Source organism: Pseudoxanthomonas mexicana (assembly GCF_001556105.1).
GTDB classification, from domain to species: Bacteria; Pseudomonadota; Gammaproteobacteria; order Xanthomonadales; family Xanthomonadaceae; genus Pseudoxanthomonas_A; species Pseudoxanthomonas_A mexicana_A.
The window spans coordinates 90,395-108,178 of record NZ_LSIF01000034.1 but is presented as its reverse complement, the minus strand read 5'-3'; the positions used below and the strand labels follow the sequence as shown (position 1 = coordinate 108,178).

The window sequence follows — 17,784 nt, the reverse complement described above, 5'->3', positions numbered from 1 at the left end:
GATTTTTGTGAATCGCGTCACGTTTTAAGCCGTAACGTCTGTAACATCTCTTCGTGGTATGGGCAGCGACGTTAATCCCATGTTAACGTCGGGTCACGAGGACGTTTATGTGCGGCTGGGACTGACGGATCAGTCCAGTGGGGGCCGCATCCATCGACAGTTTAGGGGATTCACCACATGTCAGTTCGCAATACGAATGCGCTCAAGCGCAGCCGCCTGAGCGCGGCATTGATCACCGCTCTGGTTGTGCCGTTCGCGGGCAGTGCGGTTGCGCAGGAAGCCAGTCAGACGACTCAACAGGCACCGCAAGCGACCTCCACGCTGGACAAGGTTACTGTGACCGGCTCCCGCATCAAGAAGGCTGAGATCGAAGGCCCTGCACCGGTAACGGTCATCACGGCTGCGGACATTGAGAAGCAGGGCTTTTCGACCGTCTACGATGCGCTCAACACTCTGACCCAGTTCACTGGCTCCGTCCAGAACGAACTGAACCAGAACGGTTTTACGCCGAACGCCAGCTTCCTCAATCTGCGTGGTTTGGGCCCCGGCTACCAGTTGGTGCTGATCAACGGACGACGTGCCGCCGACTATCCCCTGCCTTACAACGGTCAATCCAATGCGGTGAATCTCGCCAACATTCCGGCGGGCGCCATTGAGCGCATTGAAGTCCTGTCCGGCGGCGCTTCGGCCATTTACGGCTCCGACGCGGTCGCGGGTGTCGTCAACGTCATCATGAAGACGAATTTTGAAGGCGACCAATTCAATCTTCGCGTCGGCACCACGACCATGGGTGGTGGCGACTCCGGTCGCCTGCAATGGGTGGGCGGCAAGATCGGTGAGCGAGCCAGCCTGACTTACGCCTTTGAAATCCTTGAGCGCGAAGCGATCTACGGTCGCCAGCGTGAGTTTATGGACTCTTACCGCGACGATCCGTCGATCGATCCAGCCAATGCAACTGCGCTGCCCGGCGTGCGTTACACCATGTGGGTGGATGCGAATGGCAATCCGACCTCCAATCCGAGCGCTCCAGGTCGCCGTTTGGGCTGGCCAATGGCGGGCAATCTGAATACCACCTGCAGTCGCTTCTCCGAGTTCGAGCCCGTTGCGGTTAACGGACAAGCCTTCTGTGGCTACTACGGGTATCCAGCGGGCCAAGCCATCCGAAACTCCGACAAAAACTTCAACGCGTACCTGTATGGCACCTACGAGTTGACCGATACGATTCAGGCTTGGGCGCAATTGGGATACAGCAACAGTGAGGCCAAGCTCGCATCGAGTTCCCGCACGTTCACCAGCGCATCCGTGACCGGCGCGAACAATTTCTACGACCCGAATGTTGGCGCTGTAATCGGCAACGTGTATCGCACCATCGCCCCTAGCGAAATCGGGAACGGTGGTGGGGCGCCGACTCTCTCCAATGAACAATCGCTGGATTTTGCTACGGGACTGCGCGGCACCGTATTCGATGGTCGCTTTGACTGGGATGCAACCCTGTCTCACTCCCGCTACAAGTCTGAAACGAAGTACAACTGGCTGGTCCAATCGAAAGTACGTGATTTCTTCTTCGGTCAGCGACTTGGCACGCATGCCGGCACGGGTTATGCGATTTACGCCTTGAACCTGAATCGCCTGACCAACCCGCTGTCGTCAGCGGACTACACATCGATCACTTCGTCCTACAGGGATGAGGCGTCATCCCAGGTAAGTCAGGGATCGTTCGTGCTCAGTGGCGATTTGTTCGAGATGCCGGCCGGTAGTCTTGCCATGGCCGCCGTCTTGGAAGCCGCTTCCCAGAAGTACGATGTCAGCCCGGATGCTCGCGCACGACTTAACTACACTGGCAACGATGCTCCGATGGGCCTCACGTCCACCGGTGGTGGTGGCAGCCGCGATCGCTATTCCGTCGGCGTCGAATTCAGCATCCCGCTGCTGAGCACCTTGAAGGCCAGTTTGGCCGGTCGCTATGACAAGTTCGATGATGCGAGCGCCATCAATGGAGCCTTCACCTGGTCCTCGGGCCTGGAATGGCGTCCTGTTGACAGCCTGCTGCTGCGTGGTTCGTATGCCACAAGTTTCAAAGCACCGGACATGCACTACATCTATGCAGGTGAATCTGGCTTCTATACGTATGCATTTGACGAATATGCATGTCGCGCAGCGGGTCTGAATCCAACATCAACCGCAGATTGCGGCGGCTCGCTCTACAACCCTCAAGTTTTCGGTACCCGCAAAGGCGACCCGCGTTTGAAGGCAGAAGAGGGCAAGTCTTATACCGCGGGTGTTGTGTGGGACGTCATGGACGACCTGTCCCTGACCGTTGACTACTACAACATCAAGCTTGAGGGCGCCATCAGTGACCTGACCGGACGGCTCTATCGTGAGGAAGCAGCCTGCCGCCTGGGCACCAACCGCGACGGCTCGGCAGTGGATCCGACCTCAGCACGATGCATTGAAATCATCAGTCGCGTCATGCGTGATGGCAACGGCGACATCGCCGAAATCGCTACCTACCCGCAGAACCAGGCTCAGACCAATACATCGGGCGTCGACTCGCGCATCTCGTACAGGGTCGACACCGACCGCATGGGCGACTTCATCGCCGAATTGGGCTGGACTCATGTACTCAAGTTTGAGGCACAGCAATACGTTGGCGAAGAATTCGAGAACCAGCGCGACAACCCCCAGTTCTTCAATTTCCGCAGCCGCGTGAACTGGCAGGTTGGCTGGAACAAGGATGATTGGAACTTCAACGTTAACGGCTATCGCTGGGGCTCGCTGCCAAACTGGGCCGAGACGGGCCGCATCGCTCCCTACATCATCTGGAATGCAAGGGTCGAGAAGAAGATCACCGAGAAAGCAACCGTGGGTCTAGCGGTTAACAATGTACTTAACAAGCTGCATCCGAACGACGATACGTTCAATAGCTATCCGTACTTCTGGCGCGCGTTTAGCCCGATCGGCCGCGAGGTGTTCGTAAGCTTCAACTACAAGTTCAATTGATTCGCTGACTGAACCTTGCGCTGGCCCGGCGGTGACGCCGGGCCTTCTTTTTGAGGTACCTTCGGTTTCGAACACCGACGCCCACGGCTCGTGGGCAAAAATACTAGGGGGCTTTTAGTGCAGTTCTCAATGAAACCCATGCTCGTCGCATGCGTACTTTCGATTCCTTCGCTTGGAGCGGCCGCAGCAACCCAGTCGCTCCAGCCCGTGCGCGATTTCGTGTCTCATGCCGCCTACGGGACGGTCAGGATCTCGCCGAATGGCGAGTACTTGGCGATCACGGTGGACAAAGGCGAACAAGACGTTTTGGCGGTCATGCGAACAAGTGACCTCAGCTTGGTCAAGGTCAACCAGCTACCTGACAACAAAAGCGTCGGAAGCTTCTTCTGGACAAGCCCCAATCGGCTAATGTTCAATGCTGTCAAGAAACTCGGCGGATATGCGCAGCCGTTCAATACAGGAGAATGGTTTGCCGTCAATGCGGATGGCAGCCAGCCGCGCCCACTGATCTTCTACGGCACGCGCGATGCAACGCAGCGAGGCAAGGCGGTAGGTTCCGAACGTTTCTCGCTTCTGGATACGCTTCGGGACGATGACCAAAGCGTCATCATGCAAGCTACTAGTCCACGTTCCTCCGAAGGCGTGGGAACGGAGGTATATCGTATGGACACGGTTAGCGGCCGCCGTGTATCAATGGGCCGTGCCCCGAAGGAAAATTGCAGCATCGCACTTGACGCAGGCAAGCAGCCACGGTTTGCCGTTTGCTCTTCGAGCAGGGACGAAGAAGGTGAGTACGATGAACGCACTGAACTCTACCGCCGCGACGAAAAAGGCTGGACGCTGGTCAATGCATCGAAGTCCGGCGGCAAGCACCTCTCGGTGATTCGCACGACTCCGACAGGCACGGTATACGCCGAGCAGGACGATGGGAAGTCTCCCGCGGCTGTAGGCACGCTCAGTACCGCGACCGGCGAATTCACGCCATTGTTCCAAGACAAGATCGCCGAAGTGTCCAACTACATCTGGTCGACCGATGATTCCACGCTGATCGGCGTTGTAACCGAAGCTGGCGCGCCGGCAGTGAAGTTAATCGACGAGAGCAGCCCCGATGCCGAGATCTACGCATCGCTGGCGGCCGCCTTCGAGGGACAGATGGTTGATTTTGCAAGCCAGACACAGGATGGCAAGAAGATCATCGTCAGTGTTTACAGTGACAGTAATCCCGGAGAGCTTTACCTCTACGACCGAGATACTGGCAAGGCGCGGTTCCTGATGCAGCGCAAGCCGGAGTTGGACAAGAAGAAAATGGCGTCCGTCAAGCCATTCAACTTCACATCTCGCGACGGAAAACTGATCCATGGATACCTTACCCTGCCCAACGGTTCCAATGGCAAGAATTTGCCGCTGATCGTCAATCCGCACGGCGGACCGATCGGTCCGCGCGACAACTGGGGCTTCAATGGGGAGGCGCAGTTGCTGGCCAGTCGCGGTTACGCCGTACTCCAGATGAACTACCGCGGCTCAGGTGGATATGGCAAGGCATTCCAGGACGCTGGTCACCTGCAGTGGGGACAGGGCATCCAGAACGACATCATCGATGCCACCCAGTGGGCCATCGGCCAAGGCTATGTCGACAAGGACCGCATCTGCATCTACGGCGGCAGTTTCGGTGGATACTCGTCATTGATGGCACCCATTCGCGCTCCCGGACTGTTCAAGTGCACGTTCGGCTATGTGGGCGTCTACGACGTGGACATGATGTTCAAGAAGGGCGACATTCCGGAGCGGGAGTCCGGCCAACGCTATCTTCGCCGTACACATGGCAGCGACACGAAATCCTGGGCACAGAATTCTCCAGCACGTCGCGCCAGCGAAGTGAAGATTCCAGTCTACCTAGCCGCCGGTGCCCGCGACGTTCGTACGCCGCCCGAGCAGACCGAATTGATGAACAAAGCGCTGATCGCGGCGGGCAACCCGCCGGAAGGCATGATCATCCAATCGGGCGAAATGCATGGCTTCTACGATGTCGAGAATCGAGTGAAGCTCTATACGACCATGCTCGATTTCTTCTCGCGTCACATCGGTGGCACCGTGAAAGTCGGCGAAGTCAGCGGCGCCAACTGAGTCGACAACAACAGTACCGTTCACGGCCGGCACTAGTGCCGGCCGTTTTTTTGGCTTTCCCCTTGTGACTTTCGATACAGGCACGCGGGCCGGCGAATCACCAGAATGATCGTCATCCTATCCGGACGAAATGGAAACTCATGAAATCGTTAGGTACTTGGGGACTTCTTGTTTTCCTGTTCTTGTTGGGCGTAATGCGGCCGTCAGTTGCTCAGAATGCTGCCCCACCTGACCCGACTCAGGATAAACAGATGCTCTCGGCCGGGTTCCTGACTGCTCATCCGGACTTGCGTTATCGACTGCATGGCATGGAAGAGTTCAAGCAGGGGCGATACGAGGATGCACTGAAATTCTTCCGGCGTGCCGCTTTTTATGCTGACAAGCCGTCGCAAGGCATGATCGCGGAAATGTTCTGGAATGGCCACGGAGCGCCGAAAGATTCTGCGCTGGCGTATGCATGGATGGATCTCGCCGCAGAGCGCGGCTACGCCGGATTTCTCGGACTACGTGAGCGGTACTGGAACGCGCTGACTGAAGCAGATCGCCAGCGCGCGCTGGATGAAGGCGCGATTCTGTATGCGAAGTACGGTGATGCCGCCGCGCAACCTCGTATCGCCATAGTACTCCGGCGTGAACGACGGAACATCACCGGCAGCCGCACCGGCTTCACCGGAAACGTGCAGATCTACGTGCCCGGCCCAAATGGCTTCGAACAGATCGATGGCAGCAAATTCTTCGATGAGCGGTACTGGGATCCGAAGAAGTACCAAGCCTGGCACGACACAGTATGGATGAAGCCGCGTATCGGACGGGTCAACGTGGGTGAACTGGAGCAGCTCCCACCCACACAGCCCGCATCCCGGATCCCGAATGCCTCTCCGGACGTTGATGCAGTCGAGCCAGAAACGCCTGAACGCAATGAAAGCCAACTGGGAACGCAGAAGGACGGCTGAGCTCTTCCATACGCCAGCGGATGCGGTATAACGTCCGTCATCCCGCCGACTCCTGTTGGCGGGCCTGACCTACATCCCTGGGAGGGGAACATGCGCAAGACCCTGATGGCCGCGATCCTGGCCACTCCGTTGATGGCCGTCTCGATGATGGCGTCCGCCGCCGATCCGGTGGTCGGCCGCTGGAAGACGATCGACAGCGATACCGGCAAGCCCAAGTCCTTCGTCGAGATCACCCAGGCCGCGAACGGCACGATCACCGGCCGCATCGTCGAACTGATCAACCCGAGCAAGCCGAATCCGACCTGCGACAAATGCAAGGATGACCGCAAGAACAAGCCGATCACCGGCATGGAAATCATCCGTGGCATGAAGGCAGAGGGTGGCGGTGATTACGCTGGTGGCACGATCCTCAAGCCTGACGAAGGCAAGATCTACAAGTCGAAGATGGAACTGCTCGACGGCGGCAAGAAGTTGGAGGTGTCGGGCTGCATCGCCTTCATCTGCAAGTCGCAGACCTGGCTCCGCCAGTAAGGCTTCGCGAATCCGATACCGCACAGGCCCGGCAATGCCGGGCCTGTTGCGTTTGGCCCATGGGAAAAGGCATCCATCCGAGCATGCGATAATCGCTCCCCCCCGTCGCGAAGTCCGTCATGAGCCGTACTGCCCTCGTCACCAACGCCCTGCCCTACGCCAACGGCCCGCTGCACCTGGGCCACCTGGTGGGTTACGTCCAAGGCGACATCTGGGTGCGGGCGCGGCGGATGCACGGCGACACGACGTACTTCGTCTGCGCCGATGACACCCACGGCACGCCGATCATGCTGGCGGCGGAAAAGGCCGGCGTCACGCCGGAAGCCTTCATCGCCGGTATCCAGGCCAGCCATGAGCGCGACTTCGCCGCCTTCGGCGTGGCCTTCGACCATTACGATTCGACCAACTCCGCCGCAAACCGCGAGCTGACGGAACAGCTCTACCAGCGGCTCGACGCCGGTGGCCACATCAGCCGTCGCACAGTGGCGCAGTTCTACGATGCGGCCAAGGGCATGTTCCTGCCCGACCGCTACATCAAAGGCATCTGCCCCAACTGCGGATCCGCCGACCAGTACGGCGACAACTGCGAGGTCTGCGGCGCGACGTATTCACCGACGGACCTGAAGGAACCGAAGTCGATCCTGTCCGGCAGCACGCCGGAGATCCGCGACTCGGAGCACTATTTCTTCGAGGTCGGCCACTTCGATGCCTTCCTGCGCGAATGGCTGGCCGGCGATGTCGCGCTGCCCGGCGTGAAGGCGAAACTGCGCGAATGGCTGGATGCCGAGGGCGGCCTGCGCGCGTGGGACATCTCGCGCGATGCGCCGTACTTCGGTTTCGAGATTCCCGGCGCGCCCGGCAAGTATTTCTATGTGTGGCTGGATGCACCGATCGGCTACCTGAGCAGCTTCCGCAACCTGTGCACCGAGCGCGGCTTCGACTTCGCCTCGCACCTGGAAGCCGGCACCGACGTCGAGCTGCACCACTTCATCGGCAAGGACATCGTCAACTTCCACGGCCTGTTCTGGCCGGCGGTGCTGCATGGCACCGGCCATCGCGCGCCGACGCGCCTGCACGTCAATGGCTACCTGACCGTGGACGGCGCCAAGATGTCGAAGTCGCGAGGCACCTTCATCATGGCCCGCACCTACCTGGATGTCGGCCTTGAACCCGAAGCGTTGCGCTATTACTACGCAGCCAAGTCATCCGGCGGCGTCGATGATCTCGACCTGAACCTGGGCGACTTCATCGCGCGCGTCAATGCGGACCTGGTCGGCAAGTTCGTCAACCTGGCCAGCCGTTGCGCGGGTTTCATCGACAAGCGCTTCGCCGGCCGTCTGGCCGACGCGCTGCCCGATCCGGCCATGTACCAGCGCTTCGTCGACGCGCTCGGCCCGATCGCCGACGCCTACGAGCGCAACGAACCGGCCACCGCGCTACGCCTCACGATGGCGCTCGCCGACGAAGCCAACAAATACGTGGACGAGACCAAGCCGTGGGTGATCGCCAAGCAGGAAGGTGCGGATGCCGAGCTGCAGGCCGTCTGCACGCAGGGGCTGAACCTGTTCCGCGTGCTCGCCGCAGCGCTCAAGCCGGTGCTGCCGCGTACGGCGGCCGAGGCGGAGGCGTTCCTCAGTGCGCCCGTCATTACCTGGGGTGATGTAGCCGCACCGCTGCAGGGGCACACCATTCAGCCGTATTCCCCGCTCTTCACCCGTATCGACCCGAAAATGATCGACGCCATGATCGACGCCTCCAAGGACACCCTCGCCGCTGCGCCTGCACCTGTTGCCGCCGAGAAGAAAGCCGAGCCGAAATCCGCCACGCCGACCGAAGCGAAAGACGCCGGCGGCACCATCGGCATCGACGACTTCGCCAAGCTCGACCTGCGCATCGGCAAGGTGCTGGAATGCGGCTTCGTCGACGGCTCCGACAAGTTGCTGCGCTTCCTGCTGGATGCCGGCGACCTGGGCCAGCGGCAGATCTTCTCCGGCATCCGCGCCAGCTACGGCGAGCCGGACACGCTGGTCGGCCGCAACGTGGTGTTCATCGCCAACCTGGCGCCGCGCAAGATGCGCTTCGGCCTGAGCGAGGGCATGATCCTGTCGGCCGGTTTCGACGGCGGCGCGCTGGCGTTGCTGGACGCGGATGCCGCTGCCCAGCCCGGCATGCCGGTTCGCTGACGCTACCAGCCGCTCAACGGCGATGAACGCCGATCTCGTCGAACGCCTCGACCGCCTGTTGCCGCAGACCCAGTGCGGCCAGTGCGGTTACGAAGGCTGCCTCCCCTACGCACAGGCGATGGCACAGGGCACCGCAGGCGTGGATCATTGTCCGCCTGGCGGCGACGAGGGTGCGCGGGCGCTTGCCCGCCTGCTGGAGGTGACGCCACTACCCTACGACCGTTCGCGCGGCACGCACAAACCGGCCATCGTCGCCGTCGTGGTCGAAGCCGATTGCATCGGCTGTACGAAGTGCATCCAGGCCTGCCCGGTGGACGCCATCATCGGTGGTGCCAAGCACATGCACGTAGTGATCGATCCACTCTGCACGGGCTGCGAACTCTGCGTGCCCGCGTGCCCGGTGGACTGCATCGTGATGGAACCCGGGCCCTGAGCGACGTCTTGCGGCCTGAGATCCGTCAGCGCGCTGGCGTCGCACACACCGAGCACACGCGTTCGACCGTGTAGCCCTGCGCGCGCAGCTTCTCGACCACGCCGTCCTTGCCCAGCAAGTGCAGCGCACCGACAACCACCAGTACATCGTCATCGCCAGGCTGGTCGAGGATGGCGCGGATCTTCGGCACCCATGCGTCGTTGCGATCGACGTTGATGCGCTGGTACAGGCGCGGGTATTGCTGCTTCATGTCCGCCGCCATGCCATGCCACAGGCCTTCCGCGTCGCCACGTCGCCACGCCTGGTGCAGGCGCTCGGTTTCCACGGAACCCTTGTCTGCCTGTTCCAGCGCCTCCACCACGAACTGGCGCTGTTCGGTCGCGTCCATGCCGTCCAGCACGCCGATCTGTTCCTGCGCACGCTCCAGCCCGCCAGTCGGCTTGCCGGCGGCCTGGGCCTTGTCCATGAAGTGATTGTCCAGTCCCAACTTCGGATCCAGCCCCTGCTTGGTCATCTCGACAATGCTGATGCTCAGGCCGACGAACCAGGGCTCGAAGCTGTTGAACGACACCAGCGGCACGCCGTTCTTGCCGGCCCATGCCTCCAGCCGCGTCCACGTCGTTGCGTCCAGCTCCTGCTGGAGGGTCTTGCCGTCCGTGCGGATCGCGGCCTGCATCATCAGCTGCGACAACGCCGGCGAACGCATCTCGTCCGGCGACAGCTCGAACACCACCCGCTCCGCGTCGGCAAACGCCGCATCGATGTCGGCGGACAGCGGATAGTCGGTGCTACGGAGAAGATGGAACGAACCAAGCAGGTACACCGCGTTGTCCTTGTCGGACACTTTCCACAGCAATGGCACCGGCGTCGCGCCCGTCGTGGGTGTATCCGCCGCCAGGACGGTCGCGCTGCCGAGCAGCGCAGTGGCGACAAGGGCTTTCAGCGAAGCGCGCAATGACATTCGGTTCGTTCCTTTCTGGCTCAGAGCACTTTGATGGGCTTGGCGTAGGCTTTTTCGCCCGCCTCGACCAGCAGGTCGAGGCGGTTTTCCGCTGGTGGCAGCGGACACGTCGCATACGGCGTGAACGCGCACGGCGGGTTGTAGGCGCGGTTGAAATCCAGCAGGACCTTGCCGTCCTTCGGCCCTTCCGCGTCCAGGAAACGTCCTGCGGAATAGCTGCCATGGCCACTGGTGCGATCGGCAAGCAGGAAGAACAGCGGGCCTTCAGGCGGCCCGAGCGCCTCTAGGCGGAATGTCTTGCCGTCGCGCTCGAACTCGACCGCGGCGGGATTGGGGGATTCATTGGCCACGCCGATCACGTCGACGATGGTCAGCGTCTTGCCCGGGGGATGCGGAATGTAGCGACCTTCGATACGCCACGCTTCCTGCGGTGCCCAGTAATCCAGTCCCACGAACTGCGTGCGTGATTCGGCGTCGGCATACTTCACGCGCAGGGCGTGGCGACCACCGCGCTCGATGACCGTCAGCAGGCCCTTGCCGTCATCGAAGCCGACCACGCCCGGCGCAGGATCGCGATCGCTTTGCAGCTCGACGCGACCCTTCAATGGTTCGCCATTGAGGGTCAACTGGGCTCCGGCCTCCGGCGTGAGGAAGATGCGTCCGGACTGCTGCGTCACCATCCCCATTTTTGCCGGTCCGACGGCCAGTTTGATGCCGCTGCCCGGGCCACTGCCGATGAAGTGCGACTTCAGTTCGATCCAATGCAGGCCGACCAGGCTGGTCCAGCCATCGGGAGCAAGCAGTTCGCTCTTGCGCTGCTCACGCCACGCCGCGTTGTCGGCCAGGAAATTGACATCGGCCACCTTGCCGCTCGCCGTGTCCTTTCCATCACCGCCACCACATCCGGCCAGCAGCCCCACCAGCATGGCCATCCCCAGCCACCCCGTGTTCTTCCCCATGTCAGCGTCCTCGCAGGAACCAGCGGTCGATCTCGTTCAAGGAAAAGCGCGCCCAGGTGGGGCGGCCGTGGTTGCATTGCCCGGAGCGTTCGGTGGCTTCCATCTCGCGCAGCAGGGCATTCATTTCGGGCAGCGTCAGGCGCCGGTTCGCGCGCACCGCGCCGTGGCAGGCCATCGTCGCCAGCAGTTCGTCGCGCGCCGCCGCGACGCGCCGGCTTTCGCCGTGCTCGCGCAGGTCGGCCAGCACATCGCGCAACAGCGCTTCGGGTTCGGCGTTCGACAGCAGCGCGGGGATGCTGCGCACGTTCAACGATTGCGGACCGCTGCGGGTGATATCGAAGCCCAGCGTCGCCAGCGTGGCGGCCTCGCGTTCGGCCACGTCCGCCTCGCGCTCGGCCACCGCCAGTACCATCGGCACCAGCAGCGGCTGCGAGCGCAGGCCGATGCTGTCGTGCGCCCACTTCAGCTTCTCGTAGCCGATGCGCTCGTGAGCGGCATGCATGTCGACCACGATCAGGCCGTCCGCGTTCTCCGCCAGGATGTAGATGCCGTGCAGCTGCGCGATGGCGAAACCCAGCGGCGGTATGCCATCGGTGTCGCTCGCCGGCATCGCCGGTGTGGACGCCTGAGCATACGTTCCACCATCCACCGCATCGATGGGCGGGCGTGCATACAGCGCAGCGTAGGCGGCGGGTGCCTCGGCGACATTGAGTCCCAGCGGCGACTGCTGCGTGGGCATCCAGGCGGAGGGCACGGGCATGGCAGGCCGCACCGCGAACGGCGATGGCGCCGTGTCCTGCGGCAAGGTACCGGCGCGTGTTTCCGCCAGTGCTTCGTGCAAGGTGCGATAGACGAAATCGTGGATCAGCCGCGTATCGCGGAACCGCACTTCGTGCTTGGCCGGGTGGACGTTGACGTCGACGCGGGTGGGATCGAGCTCCAGGAACAGCACATAGGCCGGCTGGCGCCCATGGAACAGCACGTCCTGGTACGCCATCTTCACCCCGTGCGCGATGTTGCGATCGCGCACTGAGCGTCCGTTGACGTAGACGTACTGCTGGTCGGCGCTCGCGCGCGAATAGCTGGGCTGCGCGATCCACCCGTGCAGGCGCAGGCCGGCCGCCTCGTGGTCGACGCGCAGCGCACTGCGGGAGAACTCGTCACCGAGGGTCTCGCTCAGGCGAGCAAGCGATTCCAGTTCGTCCGCCTTGTAGCGACGGGACGGGCGGCCGTTATGCGAGACGCGCAGCTCGATGTCGGGACGCGCCAGTGCCAGCGAACGCAGCCACTCTTCGATGTGCCCCATCTCGGTACGTTCGGCACGCAGGAACTTGCGTCGCGCCGGCACGTTGTAGAACAACTCGCGTACTTCCACCGTGGTGCCGACGGCGTGCGGTTTGGGTGCCACTTCGCCGACCTTGCCGCCTTCCACGAGCAACGACGCGCCATGCTCGTCCTGCGCACGCCGCGAGGTCAGTGCAAAGCGGCTGACGGAGGCGATCGAGGGCAGGGCTTCGCCACGGAAACCGAGTGTGGCAACGGCTTCCAGGTCGTCGAGCGAGGCGATCTTGCTGGTGGCATGGCGCGACACCGCCAACGGCAACTCGTCCGGTGCGATGCCGCCACCGTCATCGCGGATACGGATCAGGCGGACGCCGCCCTCTTCCAGGTCGATGTCGACGCGGCGCGCGCCAGCATCCAGGGCGTTTTCGACCAGTTCCTTGACCACGGACGCAGGTCGTTCGACGACTTCGCCGGCCGCGATCTGGTTGATGAGGGTGTCGGGAAGCTGGCGGATCGGCACGTGCTGGCGACGCAGGCGCGCCGTCTCGGGGAATCAGCCGTGATGATAGCCGAGCGGGCGCGGGATCAGGGCGCGCCGGCAGCGCCGCCAGCGGCGACGGTTCGCGCATCGGCTTCGGCTTGCGCGCGCGCCGCGAACAGCGTGCCCGGCGGTGGCTGGCGGGTGAAGTAGGACTGGATGCCTTCCAGCACCGCGCCGGCGACCTTGCGCTGGTGACCGGGATCGAACAGGCGCTTTTCCTCGTCGGCGTTGGAAATGAAGCCGGTTTCCACCAGCATCGCCGGCATGTCGGAATTGCGCAGCACTTCGAAATTGGCGAACTCGATCTGCGGCTTGTGGGTCTTGCCCAATCCCTTCAGCGACGTCAGCACGTGGCCGGCGGCATCCTGCGAGGCGCGCATATGGCCGCTCTGGGCCAGGTCGAGCAGCACGTTCGACAACGTGTCCTTGGTCAGTCGCACGCCTCCGACCAGGTCCGACGCGTTTTCCTTGTCGGCCAGCCAGCGCGCGTGCTGCGACGACGCGCCACGCAAGGACAGCACGTAGACCGACGAACCCCAGGCGCTGCGGTTTTCCGCAGCATCGGCATGGATCGACACGAACATGTCGGCCTTGGCGCCACGCGCCTTGCGGGCGCGCTGCGGACGTTCGACGTAGACGTCGGTATCGCGAACCAGGTAGGCCTTCATGCCGGGCGTGGCATTGATCTGGCGGGCGAGTTCCTTCGAGATCGCCAGCACGGCATGTTTCTCGTAGCGGCCGCTCGGACCTATCGCACCCGGATCCTGTCCGCCGTGACCGGGATCGATGGCGACCACCAGTGGACGCATGCCTGCGGTTGCCGCGACCGGCGGCTTCTGGGCCTCTATCGTCGTGACGGCCTCGACGGCGGGCGCAGTGGCGGCGTTCGCTACCGGCGCTGGCTGCCCCGTCGCGATGGTGTACGCCGGACGCTCACCGGCATTACCGGTGGCGGGTACCTGGGCTGCGGTCGACTGCCCGTTGAGGATGGCCTGCGGCGACGGTGAAGATGTCGTGGCAACAGCAGCAGGAGACTGGGTGGCGCCCGCCTGCACCACCTTCGCCGTCAGCAACGCCGTCGCGCGGGCGGCGTCCGCCTGTGGCGATACCGTCGGGGGCGCTGCCGTGGCGGCGGGTGCGGTGGTCGGCGTAGCCGTCGCGATCGAGGCAGGAGGAGCGACGCCGTCACCCGGCCACTCGATTACCAGGCGCGAAGTGTCGCCGCCCTGTTCCATGCGTGGTGCCAGTGCGGCGACCGGCGAAGCCAGGTCGAAGACGATGCGCAGCGTGTTCGCGTCAGGCTGTCCCGTGCGCACGGCGCGCACGATGCCGGCCGGCACGGGCAGCCGCAGGCCAGCTTTCGCCTTCGAGGCCGGCAGGTCGACGACCAGCCGATCGGGGCCTTTCAGTGAAATGGTCTTGTATTGCCCGGTGCCCGCGAGCTGGATCTCCGCCCGGGTCCCGGTGCTGCCCTGCGCCAGCGTCACGCCGGTCACCTCGCCTGCCGTCAGCGCTAATGGCGACAACGCGAGCAGGCTCGCGAACGCGAGACGCAGCATGGTGGTGGGCTTCCCCGAGGTCATGCCGCGGATTCAAGCACCATCAGACCGCGAATGCAAGGCATTTTCCCTTAATAATCCGTAGCCTGGCGGATGTTCCTAACCAGTCTGGCGAGCTGATGCCTGCAACTCACCCTCCAGCGCCAGCCGCGCCAGCCAGTCGCTGCCGCCCGCTGACACCCCGGTCAGTCGGGCTGAACGTCCTTCGCCGTCGACATCGAGCGCCACATGCAGATCGGCTGGCGGCAATGACGCACCACCACGTTCCGGCCATTCCACCAGCCAGAGCACGGCCGATCCTTCGTCCAGACCGAGGAATTCCAGCTCGCCGGCGTCACCGATCCGGTACAGGTCCAGATGCCAGGCTTCGCCGCCCTCCACCGGATAGCGCTCCACCAGCGTATAGGTCGGACTGCGGATCGCGCCACTGACGCCCAGCGCGCGCAGCAGGGCACGAGCCAGGGTGGATTTTCCTGCACCGAGGTCTCCCTGCAGATGCACGACGGCGAATGCAGGCCGTGTGCGCGCGAGTGCGTGGCCCAGCGTTTCGGTGGCGTCACTGTCGGGAAGAAAGGCGTGCATGCGCCAATTCTATGCGCTCAGTGGAAACGCGCGCGAGGAAACCGGGTGCTTACGGATTCGCCAGCCGACGCAGATGCGCGAACAGATCGGATGGCAGCAGGCCGCGCTCTCCATCCCAGGCGGCCGCGTCTCCCGCGAGTCCATGCAACAACGCGCCAGCGCTTGCCGCATCGAAGGCGGACAAGCCCTGCGCACGCAAGGCGGCGATGACGCCCGTGAGCACGTCGCCCATACCGCCCACGGCCATGCCGGGATTGCCGGCACCGATCACGCGCAGCGTCCCGCCGGGTGCGGCGATGACGGTGCCCGCGCCTTTCAGCACGACGACCGACGCATAGCGCTCCGCCATCGCCTGCGCGGCTCGGAAGCGATCGCCCTGCACGTCGCGCGTCGCGCAATCGAGCAAGCGCGCAGCCTCGCCAGGATGCGGCGTGAGGATCGCCTGCTGCACGGTATGCGGCGAGGCTGCGAGCAGGTTCAGCGCATCCGCATCCATCACCATCGGTCTCCCGCTGCGCAGGGCGCGCTGGAACAAGGCTCGCGCCCATTCGCCCTGCCCCAATCCGGGACCGATGGCGATCACGTCCGCACGAGCGAGCAGCGGCTCGAGGTCATCCGACGATTCCACCGCACGCACCATCGCCTCGGGTCGGCGCGCCAGCAGCGACGCCACATGCATCTGCCGCGTGGCCACACTGGCGAGGCCGGCACCAGCACGCAACGCGGCTTCCACACACAAGGCGATCGCGCCACCGCTGCCGTCGTCGCCACCCATGCACAGCACATGCCCGGACTCGCCCTTGTGGGTATTACGGCGACGTGGAAGCAGCCAGCGCGCCAGCGCATCGTGCTGCAGCAGCGACGACTGCACGGCGACCCCGTCGAAGGTCCCGACGGACACGCCGAGATCATCCAGATCGAGCGTGCCGGTGTACTCCAGCGCATCGCCGGTATGCAGTCCGGCATGCCGGGCGATGAACTGCAGCGTGCGTGTCGCCACCACGGCCGCACCGGGCGCAGCGCCACGCTCGGCATCGACGCCACTGGGCACGTCCAGCGAGAAGACCGGTCCGCTCTGCGCGTTGATGGTATCGATCAGCGCATGCACGTCGTGCTCCGGTGCACGCGACAGGCCAATGCCGAACAGCGCATCCACCACGACATCGGCCTTCGGCAACGCGCCTTCGAACAGCGTCACGCGGCCGCCGCCCGCCACGTAGCCGGTGCACGCGCGTTGTGCGACCGGATTCCCCGGCACATGCGCGGGCAGATGGACGACCTCCACGTACCGGCCTGCACGATGCGCCTGCCGCGCCAGCACGTAACCGTCGCCGCCATTGCTGCCCGGGCCGCACACCACCACGATGCGCTGGGCGTCGGGCCAGTGTTGCAGCAGGTGCTGCCAGGCCATCTGCCCCGCGCGCTGCATCAGGACGTAGGCGTCGCCTCCCAGCGCGTGCGTGGCGCGCTCATCCAGCGTGCGCGCCGCATGCGTGGAATACAGGGGCAAGGTGCCTGACATGGGCGGATTCTAGGACCGGCCGGGGTTGCGGAGAAGTGAATCCGGCCCCGCCTCCTATAATTCCCGCATGTCACTCCCCGACCCGGCAACATCCCTGCCCGATCCACCCGCGCTCGCCCGGCGCGTGCGGGCGTTGGCGCGCGAGTTCGGATTCCAGCGCTGCGGCATCGCCGGCATCGAGCTTGGCGACGACGAGGATCACCTGCGCCGCTGGCTGGCGGAGGGACTGTACGGCTCGATGGCGTGGATGGCGCAGCACGGCGACAAGCGGTCGCGGCCGCAGGAGCTGATCCCCGGTACGTTGCGGGTCATCTCCGTGGGGCTGGACTACGGACGCAATGACAGCAACGACGCCTGGGACACGCTGCACGACGGCGAGCGCGCCTACGTGGCCCGCTATGCGCTCGGTCGCGACTACCACAAGCTGATGCGCAACCGCCTGCAGAAGCTGGCCGAACGCCTGCAGCAGGAGGTTGGCGCATTCGGTCACCGCGTGTTCGTGGATTCGGCACCGGTGCTGGAGCGTGCGCTCGCGCGCAACGCCGGCCTGGGCTGGATCGGCAAGCACACCTGCCTGATCGACAAGGACGGCGGCTCCTGGTTCTTCCTTGGCGAGATCTACGTGGATCTGCCGTTGCCGGTGGACGCGCCTGCGACGGCGCATTGCGGCACCTGCACGCGCTGCATCGACGTCTGCCCGACACAGGCCATCATCGCGCCGTACCGGCTCGATGCACGCCGCTGCATTTCGTACTTGACCATCGAGCACGAGGGCGTCATTCCCGAAGACCTGCGGCCCGCGATCGGCAACCGCATTTTCGGCTGCGATGATTGCCAGCTGGTCTGTCCATGGAACAAGTTCGCCCAGCGGACGGACGAACCCGACTTCCGTGCCCGCAACGATCTCGACGTGGCCACGCTGCCGGCGTTGTTCGCATGGGACGGCGACGAATTCCTGCGCCGTACCGAAGGCTCGGCGATCCGTCGCAGCGGCCATGAACGCTGGCTGCGCAACATCGCCGTGGCGCTCGGCAATGCGCCCGGCACGCCCGAGGTGATGACGGCGCTGGCCAGCCGTCGCGACGATCCGTCAGCGCTGGTGCGGGAGCACGTGGCCTGGGCCCTGGCGCAGCACGCGAAGGCCTGACGTCG

General features: G+C 63.8%; 13 protein-coding genes. 7 read left to right on the top strand and 6 right to left on the bottom strand.

Translation table 11 applies throughout. From position 1 onward, the window contains the following. Nucleotides 1-177: 177 nt before the first annotated feature. The 6 genes from AX730_RS06010 to rnfB all read left to right on the top strand — a co-directional run bounded on the left by AX730_RS06010 (nt 178) and on the right by rnfB (nt 9,224). Complete coding sequence (locus AX730_RS06010; protein ID WP_062353418.1) at nt 178-3,000, top strand: TonB-dependent receptor plug domain-containing protein; 2,823 nt, start codon at nt 178-180, stop codon at nt 2,998-3,000. Between the two features lie 129 nt (nt 3,001-3,129). Continuing rightward, entirely contained in the window at nt 3,130-5,124 is a 1,995-nt protein-coding gene (locus tag AX730_RS06005; protein ID WP_083537757.1) for an alpha/beta hydrolase family protein, read from the top strand. Nucleotides 5,125-5,432: 308 nt separating this feature from the next. Further along, the gene (locus AX730_RS06000) at nt 5,433-6,077 is read left to right on the top strand and encodes an SEL1-like repeat protein (protein ID WP_062353415.1); all 645 of its coding nucleotides are present in this window, start codon (nt 5,433-5,435) and stop codon (nt 6,075-6,077) included. Between the two features lie 90 nt (nt 6,078-6,167). Then, nucleotides 6,168-6,608, top strand: a complete 441-nt coding sequence (locus tag AX730_RS05995) for a DUF2147 domain-containing protein (RefSeq protein WP_062353412.1) — start codon at nt 6,168-6,170, stop codon at nt 6,606-6,608. 119 nt (nt 6,609-6,727) lie between these two features. Further along, on the top strand, nt 6,728-8,791 hold the full coding sequence (gene metG / locus AX730_RS05990) for a methionine--tRNA ligase (RefSeq protein WP_062353409.1): 2,064 nt from the start codon (nt 6,728-6,730) through the stop codon (nt 8,789-8,791). Next, the gene (gene rnfB, locus AX730_RS05985; protein ID WP_083537756.1) at nt 8,757-9,224 is read left to right on the top strand and encodes an Rnf electron transport complex subunit RnfB; all 468 of its coding nucleotides are present in this window, start codon (nt 8,757-8,759) and stop codon (nt 9,222-9,224) included. The genes metG and rnfB overlap by 35 nt, the downstream gene beginning before the upstream one ends. A gap of 25 nt (nt 9,225-9,249) precedes the next feature. Here the strand turns inward: rnfB and AX730_RS05980 are convergent, their stop codons facing one another. The 6 genes from AX730_RS05980 to AX730_RS05955 form a co-directional block, all read right to left on the bottom strand. Then, the gene (locus AX730_RS05980) at nt 9,250-10,185 is read right to left on the bottom strand and encodes a TraB/GumN family protein (protein ID WP_062353403.1); all 936 of its coding nucleotides are present in this window, start codon (nt 10,183-10,185) and stop codon (nt 9,250-9,252) included. 20 nt (nt 10,186-10,205) lie between these two features. Then, complete coding sequence (locus AX730_RS05975; RefSeq protein ID WP_062353400.1) at nt 10,206-11,144, bottom strand: DUF1684 domain-containing protein; 939 nt, start codon at nt 11,142-11,144, stop codon at nt 10,206-10,208. Nucleotide 11,145: 1 nt separating this feature from the next. Beyond that, on the bottom strand, nt 11,146-12,948 hold the full coding sequence (mutL, locus tag AX730_RS05970; protein ID WP_062353397.1) for a DNA mismatch repair endonuclease MutL: 1,803 nt from the start codon (nt 12,946-12,948) through the stop codon (nt 11,146-11,148). A 65-nt stretch (nt 12,949-13,013) separates the two neighbouring features. Beyond that, the gene (locus tag AX730_RS05965; RefSeq protein ID WP_407071474.1) at nt 13,014-14,528 is read right to left on the bottom strand and encodes an N-acetylmuramoyl-L-alanine amidase; all 1,515 of its coding nucleotides are present in this window, start codon (nt 14,526-14,528) and stop codon (nt 13,014-13,016) included. Nucleotides 14,529-14,627: 99 nt separating this feature from the next. Further along, nucleotides 14,628-15,110: a tRNA (adenosine(37)-N6)-threonylcarbamoyltransferase complex ATPase subunit type 1 TsaE gene (tsaE, locus tag AX730_RS05960; RefSeq protein ID WP_062353392.1), complete on the bottom strand. Its 483-nt coding sequence runs from the start codon at nt 15,108-15,110 to the stop codon at nt 14,628-14,630. Nucleotides 15,111-15,159: 49 nt separating this feature from the next. Then, nucleotides 15,160-16,632 (bottom strand): bifunctional ADP-dependent NAD(P)H-hydrate dehydratase/NAD(P)H-hydrate epimerase, encoded by a 1,473-nt coding sequence (locus AX730_RS05955; protein WP_062353389.1) that lies wholly within the window; start codon nt 16,630-16,632, stop codon nt 15,160-15,162. Between the two features lie 67 nt (nt 16,633-16,699). On the opposite strand from AX730_RS05955, the gene queG reads away from it, so the two are divergent. Next, nucleotides 16,700-17,779 (top strand): tRNA epoxyqueuosine(34) reductase QueG, encoded by a 1,080-nt coding sequence (queG, locus tag AX730_RS05950; RefSeq protein WP_062353386.1) that lies wholly within the window; start codon nt 16,700-16,702, stop codon nt 17,777-17,779. Nucleotides 17,780-17,784 lie beyond the last annotated feature (5 nt).